Below are 17,606 nucleotides of genomic sequence, written 5' to 3' on the forward strand. Positions count from 1 at the left end.
TCTTGCATAGTCCCTCGTGCCGGGCACATTCGCGCGGTACGAGGGAGACAGCATGAGCCTGACAGACATTCGCGACAAGATGCAGCGTGGGCTCGACAAGCGCCCGCTGAACGAGGTGATTAAGTTCGACTGCGGGGCGGACGGGTCGATCACGCTTCAGGACGGGCAGGCCGTGCTGGAGGATCGCCCCGCGCAGTGCACCATCCACATGACGGCGGACAACCTGCGCAAGCTGATCCAGGGCAAGATGAACCCGATGACCGGCTTTGCCATGGGCAAGATCCGCGTGTCGGGGGACATGGCCTTGGCGATGAAGCTGGGACAGCTTCTGGGCTGAAACAAAGACCGATTTTGCGATGAATGACCCCGGCGGAACGCTCCGCCGGGGTCTTTTTCGGACTGCTCTTATTGCGCGGTGATGGTGGCCATCACGAGGCTGCCGTCCGGCTTGATCGGGCCGTCCTCGGTGGCGCCCAGCGTGTATTCGAAAACGCCGGTCGTCATGCCGCCGTCCTCGCCGTGGACCATCAGCATCAGCATGTCGCCCGCAGCGACGTCTTCCTGCAGGATCGCGGCGACGTCCATGTTTTCGCCCATGCGCAGCGGTGCGTAGCCGACAACCGGGCCGGGCTTCATTTCCGCGTCAGTGCGGTGCACGACCATCCAGCCGTTGGCCGGAGCGACGACCTTGGTGGCGGACACGACGCCGTTGGAAACGTCCTGATCCGCGGCCTCGACCATCGGCGCCATGGAGTGGCTGGCGGCAAAGGCGGTGGTTGCGGTCACGGCAATGGCTGCGGCAAGTGCTTGGATTTTCATAATTTCATCTCCCGATCATTTGGGTTTTGCGGGCCTTTGCCCGCGTTGAACACCAGCATCCACGTTCGGGGCTCGGGTGAAGTTTCGAATTTTCTCGGAAATCGTTCACGTCCCTCTCACCTTGCGGTGAAGACATGCCGCGACAGTTGCCACGACGGGCAGGGCGCGCGCAGGGTATTTCCAAAAGGGGATCCGACATGAGCACGATCAGGATTTGGATGACGGTCGCCGCGCTGATCGCGGGGCTTTTGGTACAGGGCCAGCGCGCGGAAGCGGCGGAACTGTTCGTCGCGGGCGGCTGCTTCTGGTGCGTGGAGGCGGATTTCGAGAAGGTCAGGGGCGTGCGGGAGGTCGTGTCGGGCTACACCGGCGGATCGACGAAGAACCCGACCTACAAGGAAGTGTCACGCGGCGGCACCGGCCATTACGAAGCGGTGCGCATCGACTACGACGAAGGCCAGGTCTCTGCCCGGCAGCTTTACGACCTGTTCTTCCGCTCCGTCGATCCGACCGACGCGGGCGGCCAGTTCTGCGACCGGGGCGAAAGCTACCGAACCGCGATATTCGTTACCAATCCTGCCCAGAAGCAGGCCGCAGAAGCCGCCAAGGCCGCGGCGGAGAAGGCGCTCGGCAAGAAGATCGTCACGCCGATCCGGAACGCCGGACCGTTTTACAAGGCCGAGGATTATCACCAGGACTACTACAAGGGCGACAGCCGGACGCTGACCCGCTTTGGCCCGATCAAGCAGAAGGACGCCTACAAGCGCTACCGATCGGGCTGCGGCCGCGACCAGCGGGTGAAACAACTTTGGGGCGAGGCCGCGCCCTTCGTGAACTGAGAGGGCCGAGCGCTCAGCCGAAGGCGTCCTGAACCTCTTTCAGGTCCGGGATCACGTCGGCGGTGCCGTAGCGCGTGACCATCAGTGCGCCGGCCTTCTGCGCAAGACCGATCGCCTGTTCCATCGGCATGCCACGGTCGAGGCCCGCCAGAAGATAGCCGGTGAAGGTGTCGCCCGCGCCCGTGGTGTCGGCCGGCGTGACCTTCGGTGCAGGCAGGTCGCGGACCGAACCGGCGTCGGTGTTGTGCCAGCGGCATCCGTCGCCACCCAGCGTGATGACCACGTCGCGGACCGGCAGGCTCTCTGCCGCGCGGCCGGTGGCCTGTTCGAGCTGCTGCGCCTCCACCGCGTTCAGGACAAGGATGTCCAGAAGCGGCAGGACGGCAAGTGTCGCCTCTGCCGAGAACGGCGCGGCGGCATAGGCCACCTTCATCCCGCGGCGAGAGGCCTGTTCGGCGGCTTTGCGCTGAAGATTTGTCTCGTTCTGGAAGAGGAAGATGTCGCTGGAGGTCGCGTCGGCCAACGCCTCGGCGATATGCGTCTCTGTCAGGGCATGATTCGCGCCGGGGAAGATGACGATGCTGTTCTCGCCTTCGGCATCCAGAAGGACGATGGCGTGGCCCGTGGTCTCTTCGACCTCTCGCAGCTGGCGCGTATCGACGCCGTATTCCGTCAGGCGCTGGACCGCCCATGCGCCATCCGCGCCGACTGCCCCGATGTGCAGGCAATGCGCGCCCGCCCGGGCCGCAGCCACGGACATGTTGGCGCCCTTGCCGCCCAGACCGCGGGTAAAGTTCGTCGCGGCCAGTGTCTCACCGGCGACAGGAAGGTGCGGAAGACGATAGAAGAGATCCGCATTCACGGACCCGAGGTTGAAGATTGTCATGTGCCCATCTGCAATAAACTGGTGCTACGCGATATTCCGATGTCCTGCGATCCTGCAGATGGCAGGCATTCCTGAAATGCCGTTGCGCTCTTCACGATGCAGCGCTTCGGCGCTGAATTCAACACGAAGACGTTTGACCGTCGCGGTCACCGAGATCATCGAGCAATAGGGACGGGCGGCGCGGGACCGTCCCGCGCCGCCCGGTTTTCGGATATGGCTGTCAGCCGACCTTGCAGGCGGCCAGAACCGCCATGTTCAGGATGTCGTTCGCGGTGGACGAGGACGAACAGATCTGGATGGAATGATCGACGCCGGCCAGGATCGGCCCGATGATCGTGGCGCCCGCCATTTCCTGCATCAGCTTGGTCGAGATCGAGGCCGAGTGCCGCGCCGGGACGACGAGGATGTTCGCCGGGCCGGTGAGGCGCTGGAACGGGTAGGATTCCTGCGCCTTGGGGTTAAGCGCCACGTCGACCGTCATCTCGCCCTCGTACTCGAAGGACACGCCCCGCTGGTCGAGAACGCGCGGCGCGATGTGCATCTTCTCGGCCCGCTCGGACACCGGGTAGCCGAAGGTCGAGAAGCTGACAAAGGCGACGCGCGGCTCCAGCCCGAGGTGCCGCGCCACGTCGGCGGCCCGTTCGGCGATGGTGGCGAGGTCCTGTTCGTTCGGCCATTCGTGCACCAGCGTGTCCGAGATCAAAACGATCCGGCCCTTGTGCAGGATGGCGGTGACACCGGCGGCGCCGTGTTTGGCATCGGCATCGATGACGTGGTTGACCAGTTGCAGCACATGCGCGGACTTGCGCGTCGCGCCCGTGACCAGACCGTCGCCATGCCCATGCGCCAGCATAAGCGCGCCAAAGACGTGGCGGTCGCGGGCGGCAAGCCGGTGCACGTCCTGGCGGTCCATGCCACGGCGTTGCAGGCGTTCGTAGAGGAAGTCCTTGTAGGTCTGCAGGTGGCGGCTGTTGGCGGCGTTGACCACCTCGAGCTCGCGCACCGCGTCGGCGAGGCCCGCTTCTTCCAGCTTCTGCTTCACGTCCGCCTCACGGCCCACGACCAGCGCCTTGCCGAAGCCGTTCCGCTGGTAAAGGACGGCGGCGCGCAGCACGCGGGGATCGTCGCCTTCGGCAAAGATCATGCGGGCTTGCGCGGCGCGGGCACGGTTGTTGATCGACCGCAGGATCGGCGTCGTCGGGTCCATGCGCGCCTTCAGCCGTTCCGTGTAGGCGCCCATGTCGACGATCGGACGCCGGGCCGCGCCAGTGTCCATGCCGGCGCGCGCCACGGCGGGCGGAATACGGTGGATCAGGCGCGGATCGAAGGGCGTCGGGATGATGTAGTCACGCCCGAAGGAAAGCGTCTTGCCATAGGCGAGGCCCACCTCGTCCGGCACATCCTCGCGCGCCAGCGCCGCCAGCGCTTCCGCACAGGCGATCTTCATCTCGTCGTTGATGGCCCGCGCGTGGATGTCGAGCGCGCCGCGGAAGAGGTAAGGGAAACCAAGGACGTTGTTCACCTGGTTGGGGTAGTCGGAACGCCCGGTCGCCACGATGGCGTCGGGCCGGACCTCGTGCGCCTCTTCCGGCGTGATCTCGGGATCAGGGTTCGCCATGGCGAAGATCACCGGGTCCTCGGCCATGTCCATCACCATCTGCTGGGTGACGGCGCCCTTGGCGGAGACGCCGAGGAACACGTCGGCCCCCTTCATCGCATCTTCGAGCGTGCGCATTTCGGTCTTGACGGCATGGGCGGACTTCCACTGGTTCATGCCCTCGGTGCGGCCCTGATAGATCACGCCCTTGGTGTCACACATGACGCAATTCTCGTGCTTCGCGCCCATCGACTTCAGCAGTTCGAGGCAGGCGATCCCCGCCGCGCCGGCGCCGTTCAGCACGATGCGCACGTCCTCGATCTTCTTTCCTGACAGGTGCAGCGCGTTGATCAGGCCCGCCGCGCAGATCACCGCCGTTCCGTGCTGGTCGTCGTGGAAGACGGGGATGTCCATCTGCTCCTTGAGCGTCTGCTCGATGATGAAGCATTCGGGCGCCTTGATGTCCTCGAGGTTGATGCCGCCGAAGGTCGGGCCCATCAGCCGGACCGCCTTGATGAATTCTTCCGGGTCTTCGGTGTCGAGCTCGATGTCGATGGAGTTCACGTCGGCGAACCGCTTGAAGAGCACGGACTTGCCCTCCATCACCGGCTTCGACCCGAGCGCGCCGAGATTGCCGAGGCCCAGCACAGCGGTGCCGTTCGAGATTACCGCGACGAGATTGCCCTTGTTGGTGTAGTCGTAAGCCAGTTCGGGGTTCGCTGCGATGTCCTCGCAGGGGACCGCCACGCCGGGGGAATAGGCGAGCGACAGGTCGCGCTGGGTGGTCATCGGCACGGTTGCCTGAACCTCCCACTTGCCCGGTGTCGGCTCCAGGTGGAAGGCAAGCGCCTCTTCGCGTGTGAACTTCACTCTTGCCATGGACCGGTCTCCCCCCGTTTAGGTGTCTGGCCTCATTACCTCCGGTTTGACCGGGCAACAATGGGGGAAGGGCCGTGGTAGCGCGACCAGTGCAACGGCTGCGGCCCGCCTCCGGCCCGACCGGCCCTTTCGCAGCGCGACCGGCCTGATATACCGCTTCGGACCAAGCGGAAGGGAAGGTCCATGTCCAACGTCACACCGATGATGGCACAATATCTGGAGATCAAGGCGCAGTACCCCGACGCGCTGCTGTTCTACCGGATGGGTGACTTCTACGAGATGTTCTTTGACGACGCGGTGGCGGCGTCCGAGGCGCTGGACATCGCCCTGACGAAACGCGGCAAGCACGACGGCGACGACATCCCGATGTGCGGTGTCCCGGTGCACGCGGCGGAGGGCTATCTGCTGACGCTGATCCGCAAGGGTTTCCGCGTCGCGGTGGGCGAACAGCTCGAAAGCCCTGAAGAGGCGAAGAAGCGCGGCTACAAGGCGGTGGTGAAGCGCGACGTGGTGCGGCTGGTGACGCCGGGCACGCTGACGGAGGACACGCTGCTGGAGGCGCGGCGGCACAATTTTCTGTGCGCTTTGGGCAATGTCAGAGACGAATGGGCGCTGGCATGGACGGATATTTCCACCGGCGCGTTTCACGTGATGCCTCTGGGACAGGCACGGATCGGCGCGGAACTGGCGCGGCTTGCCCCGTCGGAAGTGCTGGTCTCGGACAAGGTGGACGAGACCCTGCGCGAGGTGCTGGGCGATCTGGGGATCGAGGCGACGGTGCTGGGCGCGGCGTCCTTCGAGTCGGGCGCGGCAGAGCAACGCCTGTGCAGCACCTTCGCGGTGCAGACCCTGGCGGGGTTCGGGTCGTTTTCCCGGGCGGAACTGTCCGCCATGGGCGCGCTGGTCGATTATCTCGACATCACGCAGAAGGGCCGGTTGCCGCTGCTGCAGACCCCGAAGCAGGAGGCCGGCGCACGGCTGATGCAGATCGACGCCGCGACGCGCCGGAACCTCGAACTGACCTCTGCCATGTCGGGCGGGAGGGCCGGATCGCTGCTGGCGGTGATCGACCGGACGGTGACATCGGGCGGGGCGCGGTTGCTGGAACGGCGGGTCTCCTCGCCTTCGCGCGACCTTGCGGTGATCGGGGAGCGGCTGGAAGCGGTGCGTTGGGGCGTGGAAGGGTCGTTCTCCGACGGGCTGCGCGAGCTGCTGCGGCGTGTGCCGGACTTGGAGCGTGCGCTGTCGCGGCTGGGTCTGGACCGGGGCGGGCCGCGCGACCTGACCGCCGTGCGCAGCGCCCTGACCCAGGCAGAGACGATACGCGACCGGCTGGACGGCGTGGAACTGCCAACGCTTTTGGGCCGGAGTAGAGACGCATTGGCCGGTCATGATGCTCTGCTGGAACTGCTGGATGCCGCGCTGGTGGCGGAGCCGCCGCTGCGGGTGTCCGATGGCGGGTTCATCGCGCCGGGCTACGACCAGGCGCTGGACCAGGCGCGGACCCTGCGGGACGAGGGCAGGGGCGTGATCGCCCGGATGCAGGGGGAATACGCCGAGGAAACCGGGATCGGGTCGCTTAAGATCAAGCACAACAACGTGCTGGGCTATTTCATCGAGGTGACGGCCACCCATGCCGACAAGATGCACGCCCGCAGCGATCGGTTCATCCATCGTCAGACAACCGCCAACCAGGTGCGCTTTACCACCACCGAACTGTCAGAGCTGGAAACGCGCATCCTGAACGCCGGGGCGGAGGCGGCGGAGATCGAAAAGCGGCTCTATGACGCCTTGAGACGCGAAATTCTGGATCGGGCAGGGGTACTCTCCGAGCTGGCGTTTTCGCTGGCCGAGTTCGATCTTGCGCTTGGGCTTGCGGAACTGGCGCGGCAACGGGACTGGTGCCTGCCGAAGGTCGACGACAGCCGCGCCTTCGATATCGAAGCGGGGCGGCATCCGGTCGTGGAGGCGGCGTTGCAGAAGGCCGGTGAGCCGTTCATCGCCAACGACTGCGCGCTGAGCGCCGAGGGGGACGCCGCTTCGGTCCGGCTGCTGACCGGCCCGAACATGGCCGGTAAGTCGACCTATCTCAGGCAGAACGCGCTGATCGCGCTGCTGGCGCAGATCGGGTCCTATGTTCCGGCGAGGTCGGCTCACATCGGGGTGGTCAGCCAGATCTTCAGCCGGGTCGGAGCCTCTGACGATCTGGCGCGCGGGCGGTCGACCTTCATGGTCGAGATGGTGGAAACCGCCGCGATCCTGAACCAGGCGGACGACCGGGCGCTGGTGATCCTCGACGAGATCGGGCGCGGCACGGCCACCTATGACGGGCTGAGCATCGCCTGGGCGACGCTGGAGCATCTTCACGAGGTCAACCGCGTGCGCGGGCTGTTCGCGACGCACTACCACGAACTGACCGTTCTGGCCGGAAAGCTGCCGGGCGTGAAGAACGCCACCGTGGCGGTGAAGGAGTGGGAGGGCGATGTGATCTTCCTGCACGAGGTGCACGACGGTGCGGCCGACCGGTCCTATGGTGTGCAGGTGGCGCAACTGGCCGGGCTGCCCAAGGCGGTCATCACAAGGGCCCGCGACGTTCTGGAAGCGCTGGAGAAGGGGGAGCGGGAACGCGCCTCGCCCAAGGCGCTGATCGACGATCTGCCGCTGTTCTCTGCCGCGGCGAAGGCACCGGCACCCGCTGTTTCACGGGAAACACCTTCGGCGGTCGAGGAAAAACTTGCGGCGATCATCCCGGATGAGATGTCGCCGCGCGAAGCCCTGCAAGTGCTCTACGACCTCAAGGCGCTCGTAAAGGGGTGAGAAGGTGGGTCACTGACCCACCTTCCCTTGGTATCTGGTTCAGCTTGCCGGCGTGGAGCTGACGCCGACCTGTGCGGGGCGCAGCAGACGGTCGTGCAGCATGAAGCCCTCGGCAGAGACCTGGATGATCTCGCCCGACGTGGTGCCCGGCACCGGGGCCTCGAACATCGCTTCGTGCAGTTTGGGATCGAACCGCTCACCGATTTCCGGCGACACGCGGGTCATGCCGTGGCGGTCGAAGACGTTCATCAGTTCTTTCAGCGTCAGTTCGACGCCTTCCACAAGCGCCGTCGACGCGTTGGAGCCGTCCTCCTTCGCCGCAAGCAAGGCGCGGTTCAGGTTGTCGTAGACCGGCAGCAGATCGCGCGCGATGCGGGAACCGCCGTAGGCCTGTGCTTCCTGCCGGTCCTTGGCGGCACGCTTGCGCGCGTTCTCCGCATCGGCCAGCGCCCGCATGAAGCGGTCCTTGTAGTCGTCGCGTTCGGCGCGGAGGGCGTCCACTTCCGCGGCCTCGTGGTCAATCTCTTCCTCGGCACCGGCATAGGTTTCGGCTTCGGCGCTTTCGACATCGTCGAGGAATTGCTCTTCTTTCGGATCTGCCATTCTTCACCTCTGGCTCCGGTCGGTGATCAGCTTGCCGACCAGTTGCGCTGTATAATCCACGATCGGGACGATGCGTCCGTAGTTCAGACGGGTGGGTCCGATGACCCCCACTGCACCGATGATCTTTCGGTCTGCGTTCATATATGGAGAGACCACCAGAGAGGAACCCGAAAGTGAGAAAAGTTTGTTCTCCGAGCCGATAAAAATGCGCACCCCTTCGCCGTCTTCGGCCAATTCGAGGAACTCTGCGATGTCTCTTTTGCGTTCGAGGTCGTCGAACAGGCTGCGGATTCGGTCCAGCTCTTCCTCGGCCGACTCATCCAGAAGATTCGCGCGGCCCCGCACGATCAGCCGTTCGGAGCTGCGACCCTCGCCATCCCAGACGGCGATGCCCGCGTCGATGAGGTCGGCGGCGAGCGTGTCGATTTCCTGACGGCGGGCCTTTACCTCGGCCTGCATGACCTTGCGGAGATCGGAGAGGGTGCGTCCCTCTGCCAGGGCGTTGATGAAGTTCGCCGCCTCGCGCATCGCCGAAGGGGTCAGGCCCGGCGGCGGCGTGAAGACGCGGTTTTCCACGTGGCCGTCGGCGAAGACGATGACCACCAGCGCGCGGTCCTGCGCGAGCGAGACGAAGTCGATGTGCTTCAGCGGCGCTTCGTGTTTCGGGGTCAGCACGAGGGAGGCGCCGCGCGTCACGCCGGAGAGGGCCGACCCGATCTCGTCCAGCAGGCCGCCGACATCACCGCTGCGCCCGACGGTGGCGTCGAGCTTTTCCCGGTCGCTATTGTCGAGGTCGCGGACTTCAAGCAGGCCATCGACAAACATCCGCAGACCGAGTTGCGTGGGCACGCGGCCTGCCGAGACATGCGGGCTATCGAGCAAACCGAGGAACTCGAGGTCCTGCATCACGTTGCGGATGGTCGCCGCCGAGATGCGCTCCGACAGCATCCGCGTCAGGCTGCGGGAGCCCACCGGTTCGCCGCTTTCCAGGTAGCCTTCGACCACCCGGCGAAAGACTTCGCGGGATCTGTCGTTCAGCTCGGAGAGAATTTCGTTTGCCTCGGCCATTCTTATCCCTTCGCCCGTCATTAAAGTGCATGCCGGACGCGCGTCAATCGGGGTTGCGCTTACGGGTGCGCCCTGTCTATCCCGTGACAAACACGAAAGGACAGATCATGCGACCGTCGGGACGAGACTTAAGCGAGATGCGCCCGGTTTCAATCGAAACCGGGGTAACGAAGCACGCAGAGGGATCTTGCCTCATCAAGATGGGGGACACGCATGTCCTGTGCACCGCATCTTTGGAAGAGCGGGTGCCGCCTTTCGTGAAGGGCAGCGGGCAGGGCTGGGTGACGGCGGAATACGGCATGCTGCCGCGGTCGACCTCTTCCCGGATGCGACGCGAAGCGGCGATGGGCAAGCAGGGCGGGCGTACGGTGGAAATCCAGCGCCTGATCGGCCGCGCCCTGCGCGCGGGTGTCGACCGCAACGCCCTGGGCGAACGTCAGATCACCGTGGACTGCGACGTGATCCAGGCGGACGGCGGCACGCGCTGCGCCTCGATCACCGGCGGCTGGGTGGCTTTGCGGCTGGCGGTAAACAAGCTGATGAAGGCCGGCGACATCGTCACCGATCCGCTGATCTCGGAGGTCGCGGCGGTGAGTTGCGGGATCTACGCGGGGCAGGCAGTTCTTGACCTCGATTACCCTGAGGACAGTGAGGCCGGCGTTGACGGCAACTTCATCCTGCGCGGCGACAACGCGCTGATCGAAGTGCAGATGAGCGCGGAAGGGTCCGTCTTTTCCCGCACCCAGATGACGCAGCTGATGGACCTGGCCGAAAAAGGCGTGGCGGACCTGGTCGCAGCACAGCGGGCGGCGGTGAAATGACACGCAAGTTCGAGGGCGACAGGATCCTTGTCGCCACCCACAACAAGGGCAAGCTGGAAGAGATCGCCGATCTGCTGAAGCCGTTCGGGGTCGAAGTTGTCGGCGCCGCGGGCATGGGTTTGCCGGAGCCGGTCGAGGACGGCACGACCTTTGTCGAGAACGCGCGGATCAAGGCGCATGCCGCGGCAAAGGCCACCGGCCTGCCCGCACTGTCCGACGATTCCGGGATCGAGATCGATGCGCTCGACAAGGCGCCGGGGGTCTACACCGCGGATTGGGCAGAAACAGAGACTGGTCGTGACTTCGTGATGGCCATGACGAAATCGCACGACCTGCTGGTGAAGTCCGGCGCGCCTGAGCCCTGGACCGCGCGGTTCTGCTGCACGCTGGTGCTGGCCTGGCCGGACGGTCAGGACGAAGTGTTCCCCGGCAAGATGGAAGGCCGCGTGGTCTGGCCGATGCGCGGGGAGCAGGGACATGGGTACGATCCGATCTTCCAGCCCGAAGGGTACGACGTGACCTTCGGAGAGATGGATCGCTGGGAAAAGAACAAGATCAGCCACCGCGCCGATGCGTTCCGCAAGTTCGTTGACGGCTGCTTTGCCTGAGAACTGGCAGCAGGGGGGCTTTGGGCTTTACGTGCATTGGCCGTTTTGCGAGGCCAAATGCCCTTACTGCGACTTCAACAGCCATGTCGTTCGGGAAATCGACCAGACCCGCTGGGCCGCGGCGCTTGCCTCGGAAGTACGGCGCGTGGCGGCGGAGACGCCTGGGCGGGTACTGGGGTCGATCTTCTTCGGGGGCGGCACGCCGTCGTTGATGGCGCCGGAGACCGTCGCGGCCGTGCTCGACGCGGCCCGGGAGGGCTGGACCTTCGGCAACAACATCGAGATCACGCTGGAAGCCAATCCGCGGTCCGTCGAGGCGGCCCGGTTCGAAGGCTATGCACGTGCGGGGGTCAACCGCGTGTCCCTGGGTGTCCAGTCGCTGCGGGAACCGGATCTGCGCCGACTGGGCCGGCTTCACGATGTAGGCGAGGCGCGGGCCGCCTTCGGGATTGCTCGTGAAGTTTTTGACCGTGTCAGCTTCGACCTGATCTATGCGCGGCAAGGCCAGACGCTGGCCGACTGGGACGAGGAACTGGGTGAGGCGCTCGACATGGCGGTCGACCACCTGTCGCTCTACCAACTGACCATCGAGCCTGGCACGGCCTTCTGGGACCGGTCTCAGGCTGGCAAGCTGGGCGGTTTGCCGAGTGACGATCTTGGCGCCGACATGTACGAGCTGACCCAGGAAATGTGTGCGCGGGCCGGGATGCCAGCCTACGAGGTTTCGAACCACGCACGCTCCGATGCGGAGTCGCGGCACAACCTTGTTTATTGGCGGTATGGTGACTGGGTTGGCGTCGGTCCCGGCGCCCATGGACGTTTCGATCTTGGGCCGCAGCGGATCGAAAGCGTGGCCTGGAGAATGCCCGGGCGCTGGCTGTCCGCCGTGGAAGAGGCGCAAGACGGAGACGAAAGCCGTACGGCCGTTGGCGGGGACGATCAGGCGATCGAATACCTCATGATGGGGCTTCGCCTGTCAGAGGGACTTGATTTGGCGAGGTTACACCAGATGTCGCTGAATGTCGCCCAATCGGCGCAAGTTGCGTCTCTGCAGGAGATGGAGCTTCTGGAATTGTCCGCCGGAAGGTTGATCGCAACCCCCCGGGGACGCCTGGTTCTGAACTCAGTGATCGAGGCGCTTCTGCCTTAACGGTACGTGCTCAGCAGCCCGCAGAGCGCGTCGAGATGTTCCAGCGTGTCGTAGGAAATCGACAGTCTGCCTTTCTCTTGCCCCGGCTTGTGGTCGATCTGAACCTTCATGCCGAGAGCCGCGGAGAGGTCCGCTTCGAGCGCCTTCGTGTCGGCGTCCTTGTCCATCTGGAACGCGCCGTCGGTCGAGGGCTTGCGGGGCTTCTCCGGGTTGGGACCGGATTTGACGAGCTTTTCCGTATCACGGACGGAGAGACCCTTTTCAACGATGGTCTTTGCGAGCACTTCGGGGTTCGGCGCCGTGATCAGCGCGCGGGCATGTCCGGCGCTGAGGCTGCCCTCGGAGACCATTTCCTGGACGCTTTCCGGCAGGTTCAGAAGCCGCATCAGGTTCGCGATGTGCGAGCGGCTTTTGCCGAGAGCCTCGGCCAGCTTTTCCTGAGTGTGACCGAACTTGAACATCAGCTGGCGATAACCGGCGGCCTCTTCCATCGGGTTCAGGTCGGCCCGTTGAATGTTCTCGATGATCGCGATTTCGAGGACTTCAGTGTCGTTGAAATCGCGGACAAGGACGGGCACCTCGTGGAGTTGCGCCATCTGCGCGGCACGCCACCGGCGTTCGCCCGCAACGATCTCGTACATGCTCGCGTCGTTGGGATCCTGCCGGACGATAAGCGGCTGGATGACGCCTTTGGTTCGGATGGAGTTCGCGAGGTCGTCCAGGTGTTCCTGCGTGAAGGTCCGGCGCGGCTGGTCCGGGTTCGGGCGCAACTGCTCGATCGGGAGCAGACGGTCCGGGCGGCGGGGACCTTCCTGCGGGGCGCTGTCCGCGGCCGGTGTCACGTCTGCCATCAACGCCGACAGGCCACGACCAAGGCCGCGACGGTTGTCTTTTTTCTCTGCCATGTGAGCCTCCTCTGTCACGCCGATCCTTAGGCTGCGTGTTTTTCGTTCTTCTTGATGAGTTCTGCCGCGAGCGCGCGATAGGCTTGGGCGCCCTTCGAGGCCGTGTCGTAGGCCAGAACGGGCAGGGCATAAGACGGCGCTTCGCTGACGCGGACATTCCGGGGGATGACTGTGCTGAAGACCAGATCGCCGAGATTGGAGCGCGCGTCCGCTTCGACCAGTTGGGACAGGTTGTTCCGTGCGTCGTACATCGTCAGGACGATGCCCTCGATCCGGAGGCTGGGATTTGCTGACTGGCGGACTTCGCGAATGGTCAGCATGAGTTGCGACAGACCTTCGAGAGCGAAGAATTCGCTTTGCAGCGGCACGAGGACGGAATGCGAGGCAACCATCGCGTTCACCGTCAGAAGGTTAAGCGAGGGCGGGCAATCGATCAGGACAACGTCAAAGTCCAGCTTCGCCATAGCGGGTTGGCGCAGGGCATCGTGCAGAAGGTAGCTGCGTTTTTCGTTCGAGATCAGCTCGATATCGGCGGAGCTGAGATCGACGGTCGCCGGGATCAGGTGAAGATTTTCCGTCGACGTGGAGAGGATCACGGAATCGAGGTCGGCCTCGTCCAGCAGGAGCTCGTAGGTCGTGTATTCACGATCTTCCGGCTCGATCCCCAAACCGGTCGATGCGTTGCCCTGAGGGTCCAGATCGACAACCAGAACTTTCTGGCCCAGTTCGCACAGCGCCGCGCCCAGATTGATCGTCGTGGTTGTCTTGCCAACGCCACCCTTCTGGTTTGCAACGGCGATGATTCGAGGCCCGTTTGGCCGCAGTGGATCAGTCATGTGCGAGATCTCGTATTTCCAGAACGACGGCATCTGCGTCCGTCTTGCTTGTATGCGCAGTATAACCGAATTGCCATTGCGCGCGTGCATCTTCGAGCTCTTTTCCCCAAGTTTTCCCTTTGAGAAACAGGGCTATGCCTGAGGGTTTCAGATGGTGGCTGGCGAACTGGCAAAGAGCCGGAAGCGGGGCCAAGGCGCGTGCAGTCAGGACATCTGCCGCCAGGGCGGGAAGATCCATAATGCGCTTGCAGACGACATTTGCATCAACCTGCGTTTCGCGCAGAACGGTTCGCAGGAAGCTTGCCTTGCGTTGGTCTGACTCGACGAGCGTAACGTTAAGTTCCGGGTGCGATTCCTCGGCCACAATAGCAATCACGAGGCCGGGGAACCCTCCGCCAGATCCAAAATCGGCCAGTTTGCGACTTTTCCCAGGGATCAGATCCATGAGCTGGGCGGAATCCTGAAAATGGCGACTTGCAGCATCGTTCAAGGTGTTTTGTGAAACCAGGTTTATGACCGGGTTCCACTTTTTAAGAAGCGAAAGATAGAGCTCGAGCTTCTCCGATGTTTCACGTGAAACATTCAAAGCTGGTCCAAGGTTCAGATCCATCACGCGACGGTCTTGCGCTCTACTTGCCGCAGCTTGGCGAGGATGAGCATCAAAGCAGCAGGGGTCATTCCTTCAATACGCGATGCCTGAGCGATGGATTCGGGGCGCACATCGTCCAGTTTTTTCCGAAGCTCGTTGGACAGGCTCGGAAGCGCATTGAAATCAAAATCGGGCGGGATGCGAACAGCCTCGTCGCGCCTCAGCGTATGAACGTCCCTGGCTTGGCGATCCAGATAGTTCGCATAAAGCGCTTCTTTCTCGATCTGAGCACCGGTGGCTTCGTCGATGCCAAGGAACGCCGGTTCCAGCTTCGAAAGTTGGGTGAGCGTGACGTCTTTGAAAGACAGAAGCTGGAAGCCTGAACGACGCGTTCCATCCTGATTGACCGCTATTCCCAACGTCTTCACCTGCGAGGGCGTGAAGGACGTCTCTTCCAAAAGACGTTTGCCGGCATTCAAAGCTTCCATTTTCTGAGTGAATGCCCTGGCGCGTTCTTCAGAAACGATCCCCAGATCAATGGCCTTCGGCGTCAGACGTTGGTCCGCGTTGTCGGCCCGGAGCGAAAGGCGGAACTCTGCTCGGCTGGTAAACATGCGGTAAGGCTCCGTCACGGACCGGGTCGTCAGATCGTCAATCATAACGCCAATGTAGCTGTCGGTACGCGAGAACTGTATCCGGTCTCGCCCCAAGGCATTGGCCGCGGCATTCAATCCCGCTACAAGCCCCTGAGCGGCGGCTTCTTCGTAACCGGTCGTGCCATTGATTTGCCCAGCCAGATACAGACCTTCGAGTTGTTTAACCCGCAGGGTGGAATCGAGCGAGGTCGGATCGACGAAATCATATTCGATGGCATAGCCCGGTTGCAGGATCTCGACATTTTCCAGTCCTGCAATGCTGCGAACGTAATCCTTCTGAACCTCAGCGGGAAGCGACGTGGAGATTCCGTTTGGGTAGATGGTGTCGGTGTCGAGACCTTCCGGCTCCAGAAAGACCTGATGCGACTCCTTCTCCGCAAACCGCACCACTTTGTCTTCGATGGAAGGGCAATACCTGGGCCCAATCCCCTCGATATGACCGCCGTACATGGCGGACCGTCCGAGGTTTTCCCGAATGATCTCGTGGGTCCTGGCGTTTGTGTAGGTGATCCCACAGGAAATCTGCCGTGCTTCTGGTGCCTTGGAGAGGAAAGAGAAGAGGACCGGATCCTCATCGCCGGGCTGCTGTTCGAGCCCGCCCCATGCTATCGTCTTTCCGTTCAGCCTGGGCGGTGTGCCGGTTTTCAGACGACCAAGTGGAAGACCCAACTCGTCGATGCGCTCCGCCAGACGGACCGCGGGGTCGTCACCGACCCTCCCGCCGGGGTAGGAGCGATCACCGATATGAATCATGCCGCGCAGGAAAGTGCCACTGGTCAGGACGACGGACCGGGCCGAGATACTCTGTCCGTCACGCAGGACCACACCGCAAATGCGCCCACCCTCAATGGAAAAGTCTACCACCTCGGCTTCGACGATCTCCAAGTTCTCGACCGAGGTAAGCGTCTCCCGCATCTTTTCCGCATACCGTTTACGGTCAGCCTGCGCGCGCGGGCCTTGAACGGCGGGTCCTTTACGGCGGTTCAGAAGACGAAACTGGATTCCTGCGTAATCGGCAACGCGACCCATGACACCATCCAGCGCGTCGATCTCCCGTACGAGATGACCCTTACCGAGACCACCGATCGCCGGATTACAGGACATCACGCCAAGGTCGGTTTTCTTGAGCGTCACAAGCGCTGTTTTTGCGCCCATCCGCGCAGAAGCAGCCGCAGCATCAGCACCCGCGTGGCCGGCGCCAACGACAACAACATCGAACGTCGATTGTTTCACGTGAAACACTCCTCACTTCCCGATGCAAAACGAAGAGAATATCTCGTCTAGCAAGTGCTCAACTTCAACCTTGCCAACGAGAACTTCCAGTTGGCGAATTCCCAGCCGAATATCCTCACTCAGAATATCGACTTCACTCATTCCGTCTTCCAGACCAGATACGGCCTGCTCAAGATAGGCTCGGCTCCGGATCAGGCTATCCCGATGCCGCTCCCGAGAGGTCAAGCCCATCCCGGCAGTCCGCTCAGAAAGGACCTCCTCAATCCGCGACAAGAGCAGCGGAACACCGTACCCTGTCCGACCGGAAAGTCCGTCCTCGTACACACCTGAATCATCTTTCGCCCAGCGAACGACGTCACCGCACCTTACTTCGATTTCCGGTTGGCCGCCATGCTCCACCAGGTGCACACGCAGGTCAGCGGCTTCTGCCCGCCGACGCGCCAGATCGATACCCAGACGTTCCACAGGATCCTGCGTTTCCCGCAAACCTGCGGTGTCGAGGAATGTCACCGGAAGACCGCCAACCTCCATGCGCACCTCGATCACGTCCCGTGTCGTGCCGGCAATTTCCGAAGTGATTGCCGCATCTCGGCCCGCAAGATTGTTCAGCAGGGTGGACTTGCCCGCATTCGGAGGACCGACAATCGCCACCTCGAACCCAAGACGAACACGCTCCGCCGCATCGAGTCCACGAAGCTCGCTCTGAATGTCGGACAAAACATCCTTCAATAGACCGACGACCTCATCCGTCACATCGACGGGCACGTCCTCATCGACGAAGTCAATCGTCACTTCCAGCAAGGACGCCGCGCGCACCAGCTTCTGACGCCATTCTGACACCCGACCCGACAGCGCCCCGGACAAGACGGCAAGCGCCTGCTTCCGTTGCGCTTCCGTTTCCGCCTCGATCAGATCGGCAAGAGCTTCGACCTGGGTAAAGTCCATGCAGCCATTTTCCAACGCCCGGCGCGTAAATTCCCCCGGTTGCGCCGGTCGGCAGCCATCTACCAGCGCGAGCTCAGCAAGAACCGCCCGCACGACCGCAATGCTTCCATGCAAATGAAACTCGGCGGACTCCTCGCCGGTGAAGCTGGCCCCGGCCGCAAAGGCCACGACCATCGCTTCATCAAGCTGCACGCCAGACCGGTCCCGCAAGGTGCGCAGGACCATGCGCCGCGGTTCGGGAACCGATCCCGCAAGCGCCTTCACGGCCTCCCAGGAACGATCTCCGGACACGCGGACCACTGCGACACCGGACCGACCCGGCGCTGACGCCAAGGCGAAGATCGTATCCATGGCT

General features: G+C 63.2%; 16 protein-coding genes. 6 read left to right on the forward strand and 10 right to left on the reverse strand.

From position 1 onward, the window contains the following. The first annotated feature begins 52 nt into the window (after positions 1-52). Positions 53-337 carry an SCP2 sterol-binding domain-containing protein gene (locus tag QNI11_RS21285; RefSeq protein WP_283981671.1) on the forward strand — a complete coding sequence of 95 codons (285 nt, stop codon included), beginning with the start codon at positions 53-55 and terminating at the stop codon, positions 335-337. Between the two features lie 68 nt (positions 338-405). Here QNI11_RS21285 and QNI11_RS21290 read toward each other — a convergent pair whose 3' ends face one another. Continuing rightward, positions 406-819 carry a hypothetical protein gene (locus QNI11_RS21290; RefSeq protein WP_100928671.1) on the reverse strand — a complete coding sequence of 138 codons (414 nt, stop codon included), beginning with the start codon at positions 817-819 and terminating at the stop codon, positions 406-408. A 197-nt stretch (positions 820-1,016) separates the two neighbouring features. Between QNI11_RS21290 and msrA the strand changes: the two genes are divergently transcribed. Next, positions 1,017-1,658 carry a peptide-methionine (S)-S-oxide reductase MsrA gene (gene msrA / locus QNI11_RS21295; protein ID WP_283981672.1) on the forward strand — a complete coding sequence of 214 codons (642 nt, stop codon included), beginning with the start codon at positions 1,017-1,019 and terminating at the stop codon, positions 1,656-1,658. A gap of 13 nt (positions 1,659-1,671) precedes the next feature. Here msrA and QNI11_RS21300 read toward each other — a convergent pair whose 3' ends face one another. After that, complete coding sequence (locus QNI11_RS21300) at positions 1,672-2,544, reverse strand: ribokinase (protein WP_100928673.1); 873 nt, start codon at positions 2,542-2,544, stop codon at positions 1,672-1,674. Positions 2,545-2,764: 220 nt separating this feature from the next. Then, a complete protein-coding gene (locus QNI11_RS21305; RefSeq protein WP_283981673.1) occupies positions 2,765-5,020 on the reverse strand; it encodes an NADP-dependent malic enzyme in 2,256 nt (751 codons plus the stop codon). Between the two features lie 183 nt (positions 5,021-5,203). On the opposite strand from QNI11_RS21305, the gene mutS reads away from it, so the two are divergent. Continuing rightward, positions 5,204-7,837, forward strand: a complete 2,634-nt coding sequence (mutS, locus tag QNI11_RS21310) for a DNA mismatch repair protein MutS (RefSeq protein ID WP_283981674.1) — start codon at positions 5,204-5,206, stop codon at positions 7,835-7,837. A gap of 39 nt (positions 7,838-7,876) precedes the next feature. Here the strand turns inward: mutS and QNI11_RS21315 are convergent, their stop codons facing one another. Both QNI11_RS21315 and hrcA read right to left on the reverse strand, forming a co-directional pair. Continuing rightward, positions 7,877-8,440, reverse strand: a complete 564-nt coding sequence (locus QNI11_RS21315) for a nucleotide exchange factor GrpE (protein ID WP_283981675.1) — start codon at positions 8,438-8,440, stop codon at positions 7,877-7,879. Positions 8,441-8,443: 3 nt separating this feature from the next. After that, on the reverse strand, positions 8,444-9,508 hold the full coding sequence (gene hrcA / locus QNI11_RS21320; RefSeq protein ID WP_283981676.1) for a heat-inducible transcriptional repressor HrcA: 1,065 nt from the start codon (positions 9,506-9,508) through the stop codon (positions 8,444-8,446). Between the two features lie 107 nt (positions 9,509-9,615). On the opposite strand from hrcA, the gene rph reads away from it, so the two are divergent. Genes rph through hemW form a run of 3 tightly spaced genes read left to right on the forward strand, consistent with a single transcriptional unit; the run spans position 9,616 to position 12,087 of the window. After that, positions 9,616-10,329 carry a ribonuclease PH gene (rph, locus tag QNI11_RS21325; RefSeq protein ID WP_283981677.1) on the forward strand — a complete coding sequence of 238 codons (714 nt, stop codon included), beginning with the start codon at positions 9,616-9,618 and terminating at the stop codon, positions 10,327-10,329. Beyond that, positions 10,326-10,937: an RdgB/HAM1 family non-canonical purine NTP pyrophosphatase gene (gene rdgB / locus QNI11_RS21330; RefSeq protein WP_283981678.1), complete on the forward strand. Its 612-nt coding sequence runs from the start codon at positions 10,326-10,328 to the stop codon at positions 10,935-10,937. Before rph ends, rdgB begins: the two co-directional genes overlap by 4 nt. Next, on the forward strand, positions 10,900-12,087 hold the full coding sequence (gene hemW, locus QNI11_RS21335) for a radical SAM family heme chaperone HemW (RefSeq protein ID WP_373418411.1): 1,188 nt from the start codon (positions 10,900-10,902) through the stop codon (positions 12,085-12,087). The genes rdgB and hemW overlap by 38 nt, the downstream gene beginning before the upstream one ends. Here hemW and QNI11_RS21340 read toward each other — a convergent pair. From QNI11_RS21340 to mnmE, 5 genes are read right to left on the reverse strand one after another with little or no spacing between them, the layout of a single operon-like run. Further along, positions 12,084-12,992, reverse strand: a complete 909-nt coding sequence (locus QNI11_RS21340; protein WP_283981680.1) for a ParB/RepB/Spo0J family partition protein — start codon at positions 12,990-12,992, stop codon at positions 12,084-12,086. The two genes, hemW and QNI11_RS21340, sit on opposite strands and share 4 nt — an antisense overlap. A gap of 26 nt (positions 12,993-13,018) precedes the next feature. Further along, the gene (locus QNI11_RS21345; RefSeq protein WP_100930916.1) at positions 13,019-13,828 is read right to left on the reverse strand and encodes a ParA family protein; all 810 of its coding nucleotides are present in this window, start codon (positions 13,826-13,828) and stop codon (positions 13,019-13,021) included. Beyond that, positions 13,821-14,438, reverse strand: coding sequence for a 16S rRNA (guanine(527)-N(7))-methyltransferase RsmG (rsmG, locus tag QNI11_RS21350; RefSeq protein ID WP_283983544.1), 618 nt, complete (start codon positions 14,436-14,438; stop codon positions 13,821-13,823). Before rsmG ends, QNI11_RS21345 begins: the two co-directional genes overlap by 8 nt. Beyond that, a complete protein-coding gene (mnmG, locus tag QNI11_RS21355; protein WP_283981681.1) occupies positions 14,438-16,315 on the reverse strand; it encodes a tRNA uridine-5-carboxymethylaminomethyl(34) synthesis enzyme MnmG in 1,878 nt (625 codons plus the stop codon). The genes rsmG and mnmG overlap by 1 nt, the downstream gene beginning before the upstream one ends. A gap of 3 nt (positions 16,316-16,318) precedes the next feature. Beyond that, the gene (mnmE, locus tag QNI11_RS21360) at positions 16,319-17,602 is read right to left on the reverse strand and encodes a tRNA uridine-5-carboxymethylaminomethyl(34) synthesis GTPase MnmE (protein ID WP_283981682.1); all 1,284 of its coding nucleotides are present in this window, start codon (positions 17,600-17,602) and stop codon (positions 16,319-16,321) included. Positions 17,603-17,606: the final 4 nt, after the last annotated feature.

This window comes from Sagittula sp. MA-2, from assembly GCF_030126985.1.
Classification (GTDB): domain Bacteria; phylum Pseudomonadota; class Alphaproteobacteria; order Rhodobacterales; family Rhodobacteraceae; genus Sagittula.